Here is a 16,410-nt window from a genome sequence, read left to right on the forward strand (position 1 = left end):
TTTAAAATGTTAGACTAATGTTTAGTCCGATAGTTCTTGTATTAGGAGATTGACCTCCTTCTGTCCACCCGTACTCACCTGATCCTTGGTTATCTTCTAATTCCGATACGTCAATTCCATCTACAGCTGTATAAATTAACCAAAGGTTAGTGGCAAAAACACCTATGTTTGCATTTTTGATAAACGTGTTTTCAATAATACTTTTAGGAATTGTGTAGTCTAATCTTGCCTGTCTTAATTTAAAGTAAGATGCATCATATAGCCATCTTTCATGTAATGCAAATAATCTTCCCCAATAGGTTTGTGCTTCTACTAGATAAGAAACTGGCTCCCCAGTGCTGCTATCTACACCTTCAATAAGAATACCACCTGAGTTTGAGTCTGCATCAGCAAGAGCTACTGCTGCACCTCCACCTGTTACAGGATCTCTTTCTGGATTTCCTAGAACGTTGTTTCCTATAGTCTCTGCACCTAATCCGGAATATGCATTAAACATTCTGGTTACAGAGAAAACTTTTCCTCCTTTTTGGAAGTCAAAATCTAAACCTAAGCTAAAGTTTTTATATGTCATATAACTTGAGGCTCCACCTGTGAAATCAGGAAGAAGGTTACCTAAATATTGATTTGTATCATATAATGGTGATCCTGTAGAGGATAGAAGAATGTTTCCATTGGCATCTCTTTGGTATGCTCTACCATAAATTGCGCCCCATTCTTCGCCTGTTCTTTCTTGTAATTGGATTCCACGCCATGTTTGAGCAAGTACATTAGTGGCGGTGCCATCAGCAATTTGGTCTACAGTTCTTTCTAGAGTAGCTAAGTTTGCTGTAAGGTCCCATGTGAAATTATCAGTTTTAATAGGCACTACATTTAAAGCAAATTCCCAACCTTTATAAGTCTGTTCACCAGAGTTTGTTAGGAATGAGTTGTATCCAGTTGCCGGGTCTAAGGTTACTGCAACGGGTAGTTCTGAATCTTTCTTCGTGAAATAAGTCACATCTAATCCAAATCTACTGTTTAGGAATCTAAGCTCTGTACCAAATTCATATTCTTTCCTAACACCTCCAACTAAATTTGGATTGAATAACTGTGATTTTACAGAAAGTTTACCATAGGTACCATAAGGTGTGCCAACACCAAAGGTTTCAGAAAGCTGGTATGGATTTGGGAAAAGTGGAGCTTCCGCAACACTTGCTCTTAATTTACCAAAGGTTAAGAAGTCATTGTTTTCTAATAATTTACTGAAGATAAAACTGAAAGATCCACCATAAGTTTCTACTCTGTTGGCATCTGAATCTGCCGTAGATTGCCAGTCAAAACGAGCAGTTCCATCTATATAAAGAATATCTCTAAAACCAATAGAAGCTTTTGCAAAAGTAGATTTTCTGGCAAAATCTTCTACATAACTAGATACATTTGGTCTACCTGTTGAGGTATTAAGACTATAAAAGCCTTCGGCGTTTAATCCTCCAGTAGTACTTGCACTTATACTTTTGTAGTTTTGGTCGTAAATTTCGAAACCTAAACTAGCACTAATATCAAAATCTTCTGATAGATCTGTTTCGTAATTTAGAATACCAAAAAGTTCATCTGTACCTTTAGTGCTTTCACCTTCGGCATAAAAAGGAGTTCCTAACCCGCCAAAAGCAAATCTATCTGAGCTCTCGTAGGTGTTTAATGTTTTTCTTACTTCTATACTGGCATTTAAATCGTCAGTAAATTCATAGCTTAAGCCAAATCTTCCATAGAATGAATTTTTATCTTGGGGATTCAAATTCTCATCAGTGTCGAAGAAGGGCATGTCCCAATAAAGAGGAGAAATATTTGTTGGTCCGTTTATGTTCCATGATACAATTTCTCCATTTCTTCTATAATCTCTTAGTCGGTCAATATCTAATTGTCTTTGCCACCATTGATTAAAGTTGGAAGCGATATTCCCATAACCATTGTTAGGAAAATTGTTTGTTCTTCTATCCTGATAGTTTACATTAGTAAAAGCAGTAAGCTTATCGGTGATATCCAAAGTAGCTGAAATAGATCCTTGAACGGTATTTCGTTCTGAATTTGGAATGATTCCGGTTCTGTCAATTTTAGCTAAAGAAGCCCTTACAGAATAGCCTTCTCCACCTTTAGAAAAGGTAAGGTTGGTGTTTGTAGTTATTCCGGTATCAAAGAAATCCTTAACATTATCGGGATTAGGTGAAAAAGCTCTTAATTTACCAAATTCTGGTGTATTTGGGATCCAAGAATCCCAATGTCTTACCATTTGTCCTTCCATTTTTGGTCCCCAGCTTTCATCAGCATAGTACTCTACCATTTGCTGGCCATCGAAAGAAGCCCAGTCTGAAGGGTGTTTAGATGGATCGTAGTTAAAGGTGTTAAATTCTTGAGAGTAACCTCCACCATATTCGTTTTGATAATCAGGTAAAACATATAGATTTTCTATAGCCGTACTATGATTAATAGTGATGCTGCTTTGTCCATCTTTAGCAGTTTTTGTGGTAATAATAATAACACCGTTTCTTCCTTGTGGTCCGTAAAGAGCTGTAGCGGCAGCACCTTTAAGAACAGACATATCTGCTATGTCATCAGTAATAATATCTGAAGGATTTTGTACTTTTACGTTATCTACAATATAAAGAACACCGGTATTACCTCTTAAACGAATGTTAGAGTTACCAAAACCGGAACTAGGAGCCCCTTTAAATTGCACCCCAGCTACTTTACCGGCTAGGGCATTGTTAACGTTGGTTTCTCTCGATTTAACCAAGCTACCTCCATCAACGGTTTGTTGTGCATAACCTAAACTCTGTTTATCTCTTTTGATACCTAAAGCAGTAACAACAACCTCACTAAGTTGAGAAGCATCTTCCTGCATAGTAACATTAATTGTGTTAATGCTGGTAACAGGGTACTCTGCTGTTTTAAGCCCTACAAAAGAGAACATTAAAACATCTCCTTCCTTTGCATCAATAGAGTAGTTTCCATCAAAATCGGTTTGTACTCCATTAGAGGTTCCTTTAACGAGAACATTTACTCCAGGAATTGGCAGCCCACTTGCGTCTTTAACCGTTCCCGTGATGGTGGTTTGGTACGCAAGAGCTACCTGTGAACATAGCGCCAAAAGTAACGCTATTAGAATCGTAGTTTTTTTCTTCATTTTAAAAAAATTGTTTGAATTAGCCGTTTCAAAAATGATAATAAAAAGTTAACAATGCAATAGTTTATTCTTTGTAACTGTTAAAAAGAGCTAATTTTTTCAATTTTATTTAATAATTATGCGATTTGTGCATTTTTTGAAGGTTAATTTTTTAAGAAATTAAATGAAATTGGAAGTTAGATTTATAATGTTTTTAGTGTTTTTAGTGTTTTTATGAAAATATCATAAAAATTATAAGCTAATTCGTTTTAGTTAATTAAATTTCGTTGGTTTTTTAGTTAATTTTAATTTTAATCGCAACCGTACTTATAAAAAAGTGTAGATTTTTATATTGCTATTTTTAGAAATAGTTAATCCGACTTGGATTTTAATTTTGAATATTTTAGAAGAATATGAAATCCCAATAATTTTTGATAGGGTTTAAAATTATTGGGACACTCATTATAATTAAAACTTAAAATGTGTTTTTGGAGTCAATCTTTTCGTAACTTGATATATTAATCTCCTAATTGATCTAATTTTAGAGGCTTGTATTGAAAGTGAGCAAAGATTTTTGTAGCAGTATTGAGGTATATTAAGTAGTAAATTCTGAAATTTACGGAGAAGATCGCCCTTCTGGCTGACTTGTAGAGTTGTTTAGACAATTATTGAAAGGCTTTAGTGAAAGAACAAAATATCTTAGGATAGTATCAAAATTATATTTAAGAAATGGGCGTGATGAAGAACAAAGGAATATCAAAGAGATATTACTCAGTGGTTAAAGCAAAATCGAAATCAATTGTATCTAAGTAAGTAATGCGACTTAGATACGTTGCCGAACAACTTCATATAAAAAAGCTCCACAGGCAACCGAAACATTTAAAGATGCGATTTCACCGTGCATAGGTAATTTAGCTTTATAATCTATAGTTTTTAAGATGGAATGGGAGACTCCTTTTGCTTCATTGCCCATAATTATTGCAGAAGGTTTTTTGAAGTCGATATCGTAGATTAGATCATTAGTTTTTTCGGTAGCTGCTACGGTTTGAATGCCACTCGACTGAAGATAAAAAACGGCGTCTTTAATGTGACTGACTTTACAAATAGGAATTTTAAATACGGCTCCCGCTGAAGTTTTTACCGTATCGGCATTTATGGGCGCAGCACCTTTTTCTGGAATAATAATGGCATCTACACCACAGCACTCTGCCGTTCTGATAATAGCGCCAAAATTACGAACGTCGTTTACCTGATCTAAAAGAAGGAAAAAAGGTGCTTCTTTTTTGGCTAAAATGGGTTCTACGGTTTCTTCAAGTCCCTTAAACGCTATTGGGCTAATTTTAGCTACAACACCCTGATGATTACCTTTACTTAGTTTGTATAGTTTTTCTTGTGGAACGTAAGAAATATTGAAATTCCCTTTAGATAACGTCCTTTTTAGTTCTGAAAATAGCTCGCCAGAAAGCCCTTTTTGAATAAATATTTTATCTATGGTTTCGCCGCTCTCAATAGCTTCAATAACGGCTCTAATTCCAAAAATCGTTGTAGCATCTTTCATGTGGCAAAAGTAATTTTTATTCGAAACATATCATTGTTTTGCAGAAATAAAAAAAACCACCCGGAGATGGGTGGTTTTTTGTCATCAACCTAAAGGATTGTTTTCCTTTATTTTTTTAAATTTCAATCTATATCCCAGAAGACTTTTGTTTGCTGAGTATTTCCGCCCATTGCTTCACCAGCAGCAGTATAATTGCTTCCGTTAGCACTAGCTTCAATTACAGGATAAGTAAAGCGGTTTGGTACAGGTAATTCAGATACTGCAGCATTAGGAAGTTCAGGATATCCTAATTTTCTATATGTGGACCATCCCTCGAATCCGCGGTTGTAAAGAGAAATCCATTTTTGAATACCAATTTTCTCTTGCCACGAATCACCAGCTGTGGCGTAATTTACTTGAGATTGAGAAATATATTCCTCCGCTTCCTCCGAAGTGCCTCCCCAGTAAACTATAGACGCTTCGATTGCGGAATTGTAGAAATCTTCAGCATCACCACTAATAAAGCCTCTTTCTGCAGCTTCTGCTTTAAGGAATTGAACTTCTGAATAGTCAAGAAGAACTCCTTCTAAAACCGGATTTTCGAATTTTTCACTGTATATGGTACTATTGCTGTGTTGATTACCGCTTCCTGCGTAAGTGCCGCCAATATATTCAATTTCTTCAGTATCTGGATCATCAAGATTAGCTGCAAAGAAATCATTCCTTCTTGGATCATTTCTTTCGTTCATGGCATCCACAATAGTGTTAGCTGCAACGAAATCTGTTCTTCCTGATTGAACCAAGTCTTCCCAAAGTGGATTGGTGTTGGGTGAAGATTGAAGATACTGCATGGTTGCATTATCATCATTAGAGGTAAAGACTCCTGTACTAATTGCTTCGGTAGCCATGGCTGCTCCTTTTGTATCATCCACTCCACCAAATCTCAATGCCAACCTCAATTTTAGTGAGTTTGCGAATTTAATCCACTGTGCCGTATTACCGTCATAAATCAAATCAGATCCATCTCTGAATCCATTAAATGAGGGATTCAAAATATCTAGCGCACTATCTAATCTGTCAGCGAGGTCATTGTAAATAGTCTGGTCATCATCATAAGCAGGAGTGGTATTTTCAATATCAAGAGCTTCGCTATAAGGAATGTCGCCAAAAGTATCTACAAGTATATGGTAGGAATAAACTTTTAGGACTTCAATCATAGCTCTTTGATTATCGATTTGCTCTTGAGGCATTTCCACAAGTAACTCTTCTTCTCTCTCGTCTATTAATTCATTTGCACGATCTAAATCCTTTAAAACGTCTGCATATAAAATATTCCAATGATTCTTAGGTATTGAACGTTCTGTAAGATTGAAGTTCGCTTCATCAGTATAGGTGGTTTCCGTCCAATATTGTGCTAACAAACGAAATATATTATTGTTAACGTTTGTATTCACCATTTGGTCTACTAGGCTTTTTGTAGCGCTAGTAACTAAAGTTTCATGAGGAACTTCAGAAGGGTTCTTGCTATCTACATTTATGTCTGATAAATCATCGGAACATGAAGCTATTATGACAATAAGCAAGAATGAATATATATATCTATTAATTTTCATTGTTCTGTTTTTAGAATTGTAATCTTACGTTTAATCCATATTCTCGTACTGAAGGATACGCTCCCGATTGGTAACCTTGAACATTACCTGAGCTTAATCCTGCTTCAGGATCTGCATACGGTGTATTTTTATGTATGATCCATAAGTTTCTCCCAACAGCTGAGAAGGTTACACCGGTTAATGAAACATTTTCAATCCAATCTTTAGGTAAAGAATAAGAAAGAGTTACTTCTCTTAGCTTAACATAGCTGGCATCATACACATGTGCTGCGTTAGGAGCATAATAATATCCTAAAGCATTTGCGTAAGATGTCATTGACGCTCTCGTTTCATTTGGAGATCCGTCTTGGTTAACTCCGCTTAATAAAATTCCCCCTCCTTCTGAGACAGGATCTCTAACTGGATTTCCTAATTCGTTTAAACCAGCAGTATTTTCAGTTACTCCAGTTGCATAACCATACCATGTATCTAGAGAAAATACATCTCCTCCTTGTTGAATATCTACAAGAAAACTTAAAGCTAAATTTTTGTATTTAAGCGTGTTGTTAATACCGCCTTTCCAGTCTGGATTAATATCCCCTATAGGTTGCGGTGTATTATCAACAACATATCTACCATTCTCTGCATTAATTAATTTTTCACCATTTAGGTAAGTATAATTAGTACCCCATATACTACCATAAGATTCACCTACTGTACCGTTTATAGTAATACCACCTTGAAGTGATGCTAGAACTAGGTTTTGATTGTCACCGTTTAGTGATTTTACCGTATTTTCATTGGTAAACCAATTGACATCTAGTCTCCATTCAAAATCTTCGGTTTTTATAGGGCTCACAAAAGCAGATACTTCTAAACCTTTGTTTTCGATTTCACCGGCATTAATATATTGGCTTGTATATCCGGTAGCTCCACTTATCGTTGAATTCACAATTTGATCTACTGTATTTGTTTTGTAAGCTGCAATGTCGAAACCTGCCCTTTTATTGAAAAAATTCATCTCCAAGCCAATTTCATAACTCTTTTGAGTTTCACTTTTCAAATTGGGATTGTTTTTAACCCTTTGAACAGATCTAAGAGGTGACGAAAAACTTACAGGGCTGTCATAAACATCGTATACAGCTAAGGGAGGAGCATAATTTCCTACTTCGGCATAGTTGGCTCTTAATTTACCGAAATTAATGAAATTGGAATCAAATAATTCTGAAAAAACGAATCCTCCATTTATTGATGGGTAGAAATAGGTGTTGTCATCTTCCGGTAGAGTAGAAGATCTGTCTATTCTTCCTGTAGCTTCTAGGAATAAGAAATCTCTAAATCCAAAAGAAACATTTGCAAAATATCCATCTGCGATAAGTTCATAAGCATATTCCGAAGGAGGGACGAGTAAATTAACCGAGTTTCTTAAGGCATATTCGCCTGGAACAACTAATCCTCCTTCTGTTTTTGATCTCAGTCTTCTTTCTTTTACACTTCGGCGAGTTGCACCTAAAATTCCTGTAAAATCAATATCTTCAGTTAGGTCATGATTAAAGTTAAGTAATAAATCATAATTCATTTCTCGATAATGTCCGTCATATCTACTGTATTCTGACACTCCATTGCTCCCTACGTTAATTCTTTCTTCGCGAAGATCAGTGTAATTATCCATAGATGCTCTTGCGGTGATATTAAACCAATCCGCTACTTCATAATTTATATTGGCATTACCAAAAAACCTGTCTCTTACATCTGTTTCGTAATTTTCATATAATGTCCAGTATGGATTGTCAGTATATTTTGGTTTTACGTTGCCATTAATAGGGTCTGCCATATTCCAGGTTACATTTCTTCCTGTCGAGAAATAAGCCTCTTTTTGTTGTTTGAAGTCAACATTGTTCTGGTTCCATTGTCTCATACTTTGTAGTATGTTCCTAGAATCGTAGCCAGTACCATATCTACCTTTTCCGTTGGTCTTCGTGTAAGTACCGTTAATACCCACAGTTAATCTATCTGTGAGATCGTGCTTGCCATTAAAGTCTACAGTTTTTCGTTTGATTTTACTATTAGGAAGAATACCTTCTTGCTCAAATTGAGTAAATGATGTTCTGAATGAACTTTTTTCAGTTCCTCCTGATACAGAAACGCTGTTATTTATAGCTGCTCCAGTACGAAAAATGGACCCTGGATCATTTTTGGAAGCTGTCCACGGTGTAGCTTGTAAATAATTTTCTGACTCTGGGTAAAAAGCATCCCATTGATAAACTAGTAAATTTGGATCAAATCTTCCTCCGAAGGAAGCGTCTTCGTATGTTGGCACTACTAGATCGGGTGTGCCATCTCCGTCAATATCTGCATCGTCAAAATATCCTGTTTCGCCATAATATGCTCCATAACCAGAGCCGTATTCTTTTTGATATTTGGTAAATGTAGATTTGTCATAATTTGAAAAAGTTACACCAGAATTTATCGTAACTCCAATTCCTTTGTTTCTTTTTCCTGTTTTAGTAGTTATAATGATGGCGCCATTTGCAGCTCTAGAACCATATAGTGCTGAGGCGGCGGCTCCTTTTAAAACATTAATTGAAGCTACGTCATCGGGATTGATGTCCATAGCTGCGTTTCCGTAATCATAACCACCGCCACCAGAAGCTTGTCCACTTGCGTTAGTGTTTTGGTTACTGATGGGTACGCCATCTACCACAAAAAGAGGTTGATTATTTCCTGTAAGTGAAGTATATCCACGTAATATAATATTGGATGAACCTCCTAGGCTAGAACTTTTCTTTACATCCAGACCTGCTACTTTACCAGATAAAGAGTTGATGAAATTTGCTTCTTTAGCTGTATTAACTTGGTCACCGGATACTTCTTGTGTTGCATAGGCTAGTGATTTCTTTTCTCTTGAGATTCCAAGAGCGGTAACTACTACTTCTTCAAGCTGTGATTCATCAGGTTCCATCACTACGTCGATGGTGTTATTGTTTTCTACGGTGTACCTGACTGTTTGTAATCCAATAAAACTGAATTCAAGCACATCGCCAGTGCTGACCTGAATGGAATAATTGCCATCAAAATCGGTTTGGGTTCCATTGTTGGTGTCTTTTACCAATACTGTAACCCCTGGTAGGGGAATACCATCTCCGTCCGTAACATTACCCGTTACGGTCTTTTCTTGCGCAAATGAAATTTGCGCAACTAACACTAAGAGCAGTGTTAGAATACTACATAATTTTACTTTCATTTTGAATTTGTTTGAATTAGCCATACCAAATGTGCTAATAAATAGTTAAGAAATCAAACATGAAAATCTGTTAAAAGGCTATTATTTGCCGATATTATGTTAATTTATGTGTTTATCTTGTTGGTTTTTAGATGTAAACGTTGTAATGTTAAAGTTTGTGTTTTTTTTATAATTAACAGTTATTGGATTAATATTTAGATTTCTATAACATTTGTACTAACGTTTGAGGTTAATTATGGAATAAAATTGAGAAGATGAATTCTGATATTTATTTTTTATTCTAACTATTTGAATACTTGAAATTTATTTATACCTTTGCGCACCTTTTTAATAGAAGGTGGTTTAAATTAATAATTAGTGTAAAAGAAATTATGCCAACAATTTCACAATTAGTACGAAAAGGAAGAGCCAAGATAACTAAGAAGAGTAAATCGGCTGCTTTAGATTCGTGTCCTCAAAGAAGGGGTGTTTGTACACGTGTGTACACTACTACTCCTAAGAAGCCAAACTCTGCTATGCGTAAAGTAGCAAGGGTGAGGTTGACTAATGGTAAAGAGGTGAATGCCTATATACCAGGTGAGGGACACAATCTGCAAGAGCACTCGATAGTATTGGTTAGAGGCGGAAGGGTAAAAGATTTACCAGGTGTAAGGTATCACATCGTTCGTGGTGCTTTAGATACCGCGGGTGTTGAGGGAAGAACTCAACGTCGATCTAAGTATGGTGCAAAACGCCCTAAGAAGTAATTTATTAAACTTTTAATGTAAAGAAATGAGAAAAAGACAGGCTAAGAAAAGACCACTTTTGCCGGATCCTAAGTTTAATGATCAACTTGTTACGCGTTTTGTAAACATGATGATGTGGGATGGTAAAAAATCTATTGCCTTTAAAATTTTCTATGATGCAATTGCTATCGTAGAAGAAAAGAAACAAGATGAAGAGAAATCAGCTTTAGAAATCTGGAAAGATGCGTTGTCAAACGTTATGCCTCATGTAGAGGTTAGAAGTAGAAGGGTTGGAGGTGCTACTTTCCAAATTCCTATGCAAATTAGACCAGATAGAAAGGTTTCTACTGCGATGAAATGGCTTATTAGTTTTGCTCGTAAAAGAAATGAGAAAACTATGGCTGCGAAACTTGCTGCAGAAGTTTTAGCTGCGGCTAAGGAGGAAGGTGCTGCTGTTAAGAAGAGAGTTGATACTCATAAAATGGCAGAAGCGAATAAAGCATTCTCTCACTTTAGATTCTAAGATAAAATGGCACAAAGAGATTTAAAATTTACAAGAAATATAGGTATTGCTGCTCATATTGATGCTGGTAAAACAACAACAACAGAGCGTATACTTTATTATACTGGTATTAGTCACAAGATTGGAGAAGTTCATGACGGTGCTGCTACTATGGACTGGATGGAGCAAGAGCAGGAAAGAGGTATTACTATTACTTCTGCTGCTACACATTGTACATGGCCATATAACGGTCATGAGTATACAGTGAATATTATTGATACTCCCGGTCACGTTGATTTTACGGTAGAGGTAGAGCGTTCATTACGCGTTCTTGATGGTGTTGTTGCATTGTTTTCAGCAGTTGATGGAGTAGAGCCACAATCCGAAACAGTTTGGAGGCAGGCAGATAAATATCGCGTACCCAGACTAGGGTTTGTTAATAAGATGGACCGTCAGGGGTCAGACTTTTTTAATGTTTGTCGTCAGGTAAGAGAAATGCTTGGAGGTAATCCTGTTCCATTACAGGTGCCAATCGGTGAAGAGGCGGATTTTAAAGGTGTTGTTGATCTTATTTCCAAAAAGGCGATCATCTGGAATGAAGAGGATATGGGTATGACTTACGAGACTATCGATATTCCTGAAGAATTACAGGCTGATGTTAATAAATATAGAGCTGAGCTTGTTGAGGCTGTTGCAGAATATGATGAGGCTTTAATGGAGAAATTCTTTGAAGATGAAGACTCTATCACCGAAGATGAAATTATAGCTGCATTGAAAGCTGCGACTTGTGATATGTCTATCATCCCAATGATGTGTGGTTCTGCCTTTAAAAATAAAGGAGTTCAGGCTATGCTTGATGCGGTGATGAGATATTTGCCTTCACCAGTAGATGTTGATGCTATTGTTGGAGAAAACCCTGATACAGGAGAAGAAGAAAGTCGTAAGCCTAATGTAGAATCTCCTTTTTCAGCTTTAGCTTTTAAAATTGCTACAGATCCATTTGTTGGTCGTTTAGCATTCTTTAGAGTTTATTCTGGTACTTTGGATGCAGGATCTTATGTTCTTAACGTGCGTTCTGGTAAGAAAGAACGTATTTCAAGAATTTATCAGATGCACTCTAATAAACAGGAACCTATAGATAAAATTGAAGCTGGAGATATTGGTGCTGCAGTAGGTTTTAAGGATATTAAGACTGGTGATACCTTGACTGATGTTGATAAGCCTATTATTCTGGAGTCTATGACGTTCCCAGAACCTGTAATTGGTATTGCGGTTGAGCCTAAAACTAAAGCGGATGTGGATAAAATGGGTATGGCTTTAGCTAAACTAGCTGAGGAAGATCCAACTTTCCAGGTTAAGACCGATGAAGTTTCAGGACAAACTGTAATTTCTGGTATGGGAGAGCTTCATATCGAGATTTTAGTAGATCGTTTAAAACGTGAATTTAAGGTAGAGGTTAATGAAGGTCAGCCTCAGGTTGAGTATAAAGAAACAGTAACGAAATCTGCTGAGCACAGAGAAGTTTATAAGAAACAATCTGGTGGACGTGGTAAATTTGCGGATATTGTATTCGAAATGGGTCCTGTAGATGATAGTTTTGAAGGAAAAGGACTTCAGTTTGTAGATGAGATTAAAGGTGGTCGTATTCCTAAGGAATTTATTCCTTCAGTAGAGAAAGGATTTAAAGAAGCGATGAAGAATGGTCCTCTAGCAGGATTCCAGGTAGATACTTTAAAAGTAACTCTTAAAGATGGGTCTTTTCACCCTGTGGATTCTGATCAGTTATCTTTCGAATTGGCTGCAAAAATGGGATTCAAAGCTGCTGCTAAAAAAGCTGGAGCGGTAATTCTTGAGCCAATAATGAAAATGGAAGTTGTAACTCCAGAGGAGAACATGGGTGATATTGTTGGGGATCTTAACCGTAGAAGAGGTCAGGTAAACAACATGTCAGACAGATCTGGAGCGAAAATCGTGAAAGCTGATGTGCCATTAGCAGAGATGTTTGGATATGTAACTACATTAAGAACGCTTTCTTCTGGTAGAGCAACTTCAACTATGGAATTCTCACATTATGCTGAAACTCCTTCTAATATTTCGGAAGAGGTAATTAAAGCAGCTAAAGGATCTAACGAATAATTTTAGGGTAATGAGTCAAAAAATCAGAATAAAATTAAAATCCTACGATCATAATTTGGTAGATAAATCTGCTGAGAAGATTGTAAAGACAGTTAAAACTACAGGTGCTGTGGTAACGGGCCCAATCCCGCTTCCAACACATAAGAAAATATTTACTGTGTTAAGGTCTCCTCACGTAAACAAGAAATCTAGAGAGCAGTTTGAACTTAGTTCTTACAAAAGATTACTTGATATCTACAGTTCTTCTTCAAAAACTATTGATGCTTTAATGAAATTAGAGCTTCCTAGTGGTGTTGAAGTAGAGATCAAAGTGTGATCTTAAAGAAACCTGTTTAGAATTTGAGCAGGTAAAATGTCCTGAGCGTTTCGCGAGGGAAAAACGGGAAAGATACATTCAGGACAGAAGTATTTTTCTGTCCTGTTTTTTTTAATAAATAAGTAATAACAATTAATAATTATGTCTGGGTTAATAGGAAAAAAAATAGGCATGACTAGTATTTTCGACGAGAATGGGAAAAATATTCCTTGTACCGTTATACAAGCTGGTCCATGTGTAATTACCCAAGTCAGAACCAATGAGGTTGACGGGTACGAAGCACTTCAACTTGGTTTCGATGACAAAAAGACTGCAAACAAAGCTGCTACAGGGCATGCTAAGAAAGCAGGAGTTGCTGCGCAACAAAAAGTCGTTGAATTCCAGGGATTTGAAGGAGATTATAAATTAGGAGATACCATTAATGTGGAGCACTTTAAAGAAGGTGAATTTGTAGACATTTCTGGTACTTCTAAAGGGAAAGGTTTCCAGGGGGTTGTGAAAAGACATGGCTTTGGTGGAGTAGGGCAATCTACTCACGGTCAGCATAACCGTTTAAGAGCTCCTGGTTCTATTGGTGCTGCCTCTTATCCTGCGCGTGTATTTAAAGGTATGCGTATGGCCGGAAGAATGGGTGGTGAAAAAGTAAAAGTAGAAAACCTTAGAGTTTTAAAAGTAGTGGCTGAGAAAAATCTTTTAGTGGTTAAAGGATGTGTTCCAGGGCACAAGAACTCTTACGTAATCATTAGAAAGTAATGGAAGTAGCAGTTTTAGATATTAAAGGAAAAGAAACAGGTAGAAAGGTGAGTCTTTCTGATGCTGTTTTCGGAATAGAGCCAAATGAGCATGCCGTATATCTTGATGTTAAGCAATATCTTGCTAATCAAAGACAGGGTACTCATAAGGCAAAAGAGCGTGCTGAAATAACAGGTTCTACTCGTAAACTTAAAAAACAAAAAGGTACTGGTACAGCTCGTGCGGGTAGTATCAAGTCGCCTGTGTTTAGAGGTGGTGGTAGAATTTTTGGTCCTCGTCCAAGAAACTATGGTTTTAAATTAAATAAAGCCTTAAAGCGTTTAGCAAGAAAATCTGCTTTATCGATTAAAGCAAATGACAATGCTATTACCGTTGTAGAAGATTTTTCTTTCGATACTCCAAAGACTAAAAACTTCATCGAAGTTTTGAAAGCCATTGGTATTCAGGAGAAAAAATCTCTTATAGTGTTGGGTGAGTCAAATAAAAACGTATATTTGTCGTCACGTAATTTAAAAGGCTCTGAAGTTATAAGTATCTCAGAATTAAGTACTTATAAAATATTAAATGCAAATAGTGTTGTGTTTATGGAGGGGTCTCTAGAAGGATTAGAGTCGAATTTAAGTTAAATAAGCGTTATGAGTATCTTAATAAAACCAATTATTACAGAAAAAGCTACCGCAGAGAGCGAACTTAAAAACTGTTTCTCTTTTGAGGTAAGTAATAAGGCGAATAAGATTGAAATTAAAGATGCAGTAGAATCTGCTTATGGCGTTTCAGTAACTTCTGTTCGTACAATTAACGTCCGTCCAGATCGTAAAACCAGATATACAAAGTCTGGTATGATCACTGGTAAAACTAAAGCTTATAAAAAAGCTATGGTACAGGTGGCGGAAGGTGAAACTATTGATTTATACAGTAATCTTTAAGATTAAAAAATGTCAGTAAGAAAATTAAAACCAATTACTCCTGGTCAGCGTTTTAGAGTAGTTAATGGGTTTGACGCCATTACTACTGATAAGCCGGAGAAGAGTTTACTTGCTCCGTTAAAAAAGTCAGGCGGTAGAAACAGTCAAGGAAAAATGACCATGCGCTATAAAGGTGGTGGTCATAAAAGACGTTACAGAATTGTAGATTTTAAGCGTGATAAACACGGGGTTCCTGCTACTGTAGCTTCTATTGAATATGATCCAAACAGAACGGCCTTTATTGCTTTATTGAATTATCAGGATGGTGAGAAAAGGTATGTTATTGCTCAAAATGGACTTCAGGTAGGTCAAAATATTGTTTCTTCTAATGAAGCAGTTGCTCCTGAAATTGGTAACGCTATGCCGTTAGCAAACATTCCATTGGGTACTATAGTTTCTTGTATAGAGTTAAGAGCTGGTCAGGGAGCTGTTATGGCTAGAAGTGCCGGTGCATTTGCACAATTGTTGGCAAGAGAAGGAAAATATGCAACTGTGAAGTTGCCTTCTGGTGAAATTAGAAGAATTCTTTCTGTTTGTCTGGCAACTATAGGTGCTGTGTCTAATAGCGATCATCAGTTACAAATTTCTGGTAAGGCTGGTAGAAAACGCTGGTTAGGTATCAGACCAAGAACTAGACCGGTAGCGATGAACCCAATCGATCACCCAATGGGTGGTGGTGAAGGTAGAGCTTCAGGAGGTCATCCACGTTCTAGAAAAGGTTTACCTGCAAAAGGATTTAAAACCCGTACAAGAACAAAGGCGAGTAATAAATATATTGTAGAACGTAGAAAGAAATAATAGAGTATGGCACGTTCATTAAAAAAAGGACCTTTCGTTCACTATAAACTAGAGAAGAAAGTAGCAGATAATGTAGATTCTGGAAAGAAAGCGGTGATCAAAACCTGGTCTAGAGCTTCAATGATTACTCCAGATTTTGTTGGGCAGACTATTGCTGTTCATAACGGTAAACAATTTGTTCCCGTTTATGTTACTGAGAATATGGTAGGTCATAAGTTAGGAGAATTTTCACCAACACGTTCGTTTAGAGGACATGCAGGTGCTAAAAATAAAGGAAGAAAATAATTGAAGCTATGGGAGTTCGTAAAAAAGAAAGAGCAGAGCAAATAAAAGAAGCTAAGAAGCAGACGGCTTTTGCTAAGTTGAATAACTGCCCTACTTCACCAAGAAAAATGCGTTTGGTAGCGGATTTAGTAAGAGGTGAAAAAGTAGAAAAAGCGCTTCAAATTTTAAAATTCAGCCAAAAAGAGGCTTCATCTCGTTTAGAGAAATTATTGTTATCTGCTATTGCAAATTGGCAAGCTAAAAATGAGGATGCAAGTATTGAAGATGCTGAATTATTTGTGAAGGAGATTCGTGTAGATGGAGGGAGTATGTTAAAAAGACTTCGTCCTGCTCCGCAGGGTCGCGCACATAGAATTAGAAAGAGATCCAATCACGTTACATTAGTGCTTGGCGAAAACAATAATACACAAAGCTAAGA

14 protein-coding genes are annotated in these 16,410 nt (G+C 36.6%); 10 read left to right on the plus strand and 4 right to left on the minus strand.

Going from position 1 to position 16,410, the window contains the following annotated elements; all coding sequences use genetic code 11:
• Position 1 precedes the first annotated feature (1 nt).
• The 4 genes from L1967_RS08495 to L1967_RS08510 form a co-directional block, all read right to left on the minus strand.
• Positions 2–3,160 (minus strand): SusC/RagA family TonB-linked outer membrane protein, encoded by a 3,159-nt coding sequence (locus L1967_RS08495; RefSeq protein ID WP_249601245.1) that lies wholly within the window; start codon positions 3,158–3,160, stop codon positions 2–4.
• Positions 3,161–3,962: 802 nt separating this feature from the next.
• Complete coding sequence (gene rlmB, locus L1967_RS08500; protein WP_249601246.1) at positions 3,963–4,697, minus strand: 23S rRNA (guanosine(2251)-2'-O)-methyltransferase RlmB; 735 nt, start codon at positions 4,695–4,697, stop codon at positions 3,963–3,965.
• Positions 4,698–4,819: 122 nt separating this feature from the next.
• Complete coding sequence (locus L1967_RS08505) at positions 4,820–6,289, minus strand: SusD/RagB family nutrient-binding outer membrane lipoprotein (RefSeq protein WP_249601247.1); 1,470 nt, start codon at positions 6,287–6,289, stop codon at positions 4,820–4,822.
• 10 nt (positions 6,290–6,299) lie between these two features.
• Positions 6,300–9,512: a SusC/RagA family TonB-linked outer membrane protein gene (locus tag L1967_RS08510; protein ID WP_249601248.1), complete on the minus strand. Its 3,213-nt coding sequence runs from the start codon at positions 9,510–9,512 to the stop codon at positions 6,300–6,302.
• Between the two features lie 371 nt (positions 9,513–9,883).
• On the opposite strand from L1967_RS08510, the gene rpsL reads away from it, so the two are divergent.
• From rpsL to rplV, 10 genes are all read left to right on the plus strand, one after another.
• Positions 9,884–10,258 (plus strand): 30S ribosomal protein S12, encoded by a 375-nt coding sequence (gene rpsL, locus L1967_RS08515; RefSeq protein ID WP_010230128.1) that lies wholly within the window; start codon positions 9,884–9,886, stop codon positions 10,256–10,258.
• A gap of 25 nt (positions 10,259–10,283) precedes the next feature.
• Positions 10,284–10,760 carry a 30S ribosomal protein S7 gene (gene rpsG, locus L1967_RS08520; protein WP_249601249.1) on the plus strand — a complete coding sequence of 159 codons (477 nt, stop codon included), beginning with the start codon at positions 10,284–10,286 and terminating at the stop codon, positions 10,758–10,760.
• Positions 10,761–10,766: 6 nt separating this feature from the next.
• Positions 10,767–12,875 (plus strand): elongation factor G, encoded by a 2,109-nt coding sequence (gene fusA, locus L1967_RS08525; protein ID WP_249601250.1) that lies wholly within the window; start codon positions 10,767–10,769, stop codon positions 12,873–12,875.
• A 10-nt stretch (positions 12,876–12,885) separates the two neighbouring features.
• Positions 12,886–13,191, plus strand: coding sequence for a 30S ribosomal protein S10 (gene rpsJ, locus L1967_RS08530; protein WP_013073266.1), 306 nt, complete (start codon positions 12,886–12,888; stop codon positions 13,189–13,191).
• Positions 13,192–13,332: 141 nt separating this feature from the next.
• On the plus strand, positions 13,333–13,944 hold the full coding sequence (rplC, locus tag L1967_RS08535) for a 50S ribosomal protein L3 (RefSeq protein ID WP_249601251.1): 612 nt from the start codon (positions 13,333–13,335) through the stop codon (positions 13,942–13,944).
• Positions 13,944–14,570, plus strand: coding sequence for a 50S ribosomal protein L4 (rplD, locus tag L1967_RS08540; protein ID WP_249601252.1), 627 nt, complete (start codon positions 13,944–13,946; stop codon positions 14,568–14,570). Before rplC ends, rplD begins: the two co-directional genes overlap by 1 nt.
• Positions 14,571–14,579: 9 nt before the next feature.
• Entirely contained in the window at positions 14,580–14,870 is a 291-nt protein-coding gene (gene rplW / locus L1967_RS08545) for a 50S ribosomal protein L23 (RefSeq protein WP_013073263.1), read from the plus strand.
• Between the two features lie 9 nt (positions 14,871–14,879).
• Positions 14,880–15,707: a 50S ribosomal protein L2 gene (gene rplB / locus L1967_RS08550; RefSeq protein WP_249601253.1), complete on the plus strand. Its 828-nt coding sequence runs from the start codon at positions 14,880–14,882 to the stop codon at positions 15,705–15,707.
• Positions 15,708–15,713: 6 nt separating this feature from the next.
• Entirely contained in the window at positions 15,714–15,992 is a 279-nt protein-coding gene (rpsS, locus tag L1967_RS08555) for a 30S ribosomal protein S19 (RefSeq protein WP_013073261.1), read from the plus strand.
• 8 nt (positions 15,993–16,000) lie between these two features.
• Entirely contained in the window at positions 16,001–16,408 is a 408-nt protein-coding gene (rplV, locus tag L1967_RS08560) for a 50S ribosomal protein L22 (RefSeq protein WP_013073260.1), read from the plus strand.
• Positions 16,409–16,410 lie beyond the last annotated feature (2 nt).

This window comes from Zunongwangia pacifica, from assembly GCF_023499215.1.
GTDB classification, from domain to species: Bacteria; Bacteroidota; Bacteroidia; order Flavobacteriales; family Flavobacteriaceae; genus Zunongwangia; species Zunongwangia pacifica.

Bases quoted from the DNA above. Each gene is read 5' to 3' on its own strand.
- rpsJ (WP_013073266.1), top strand. From the start codon at position 12,886: ATGAGTCAAAAAATCAGAATAAAATTAAAATCCTACGATCATAATTTG.
- L1967_RS08505 (WP_249601247.1), bottom strand. From the start codon at position 6,289: ATGAAAATTAATAGATATATATATTCATTCTTGCTTATTGTCATAATA.
- rpsS (WP_013073261.1), top strand. From the start codon at position 15,714: ATGGCACGTTCATTAAAAAAAGGACCTTTCGTTCACTATAAACTAGAG.
- rplB (WP_249601253.1), top strand. From the start codon at position 14,880: ATGTCAGTAAGAAAATTAAAACCAATTACTCCTGGTCAGCGTTTTAGA.
- fusA (WP_249601250.1), top strand. From the start codon at position 10,767: ATGGCACAAAGAGATTTAAAATTTACAAGAAATATAGGTATTGCTGCT.
- L1967_RS08495 (WP_249601245.1), bottom strand. From the start codon at position 3,160: ATGAAGAAAAAAACTACGATTCTAATAGCGTTACTTTTGGCGCTATGT.
- rplV (WP_013073260.1), top strand. From the start codon at position 16,001: ATGGGAGTTCGTAAAAAAGAAAGAGCAGAGCAAATAAAAGAAGCTAAG.
- rlmB (WP_249601246.1), bottom strand. From the start codon at position 4,697: ATGAAAGATGCTACAACGATTTTTGGAATTAGAGCCGTTATTGAAGCT.
- rplC (WP_249601251.1), top strand. From the start codon at position 13,333: ATGTCTGGGTTAATAGGAAAAAAAATAGGCATGACTAGTATTTTCGAC.
- rpsL (WP_010230128.1), top strand. From the start codon at position 9,884: ATGCCAACAATTTCACAATTAGTACGAAAAGGAAGAGCCAAGATAACT.
- rplD (WP_249601252.1), top strand. From the start codon at position 13,944: ATGGAAGTAGCAGTTTTAGATATTAAAGGAAAAGAAACAGGTAGAAAG.
- rpsG (WP_249601249.1), top strand. From the start codon at position 10,284: ATGAGAAAAAGACAGGCTAAGAAAAGACCACTTTTGCCGGATCCTAAG.
- rplW (WP_013073263.1), top strand. From the start codon at position 14,580: ATGAGTATCTTAATAAAACCAATTATTACAGAAAAAGCTACCGCAGAG.
- L1967_RS08510 (WP_249601248.1), bottom strand. From the start codon at position 9,512: ATGAAAGTAAAATTATGTAGTATTCTAACACTGCTCTTAGTGTTAGTT.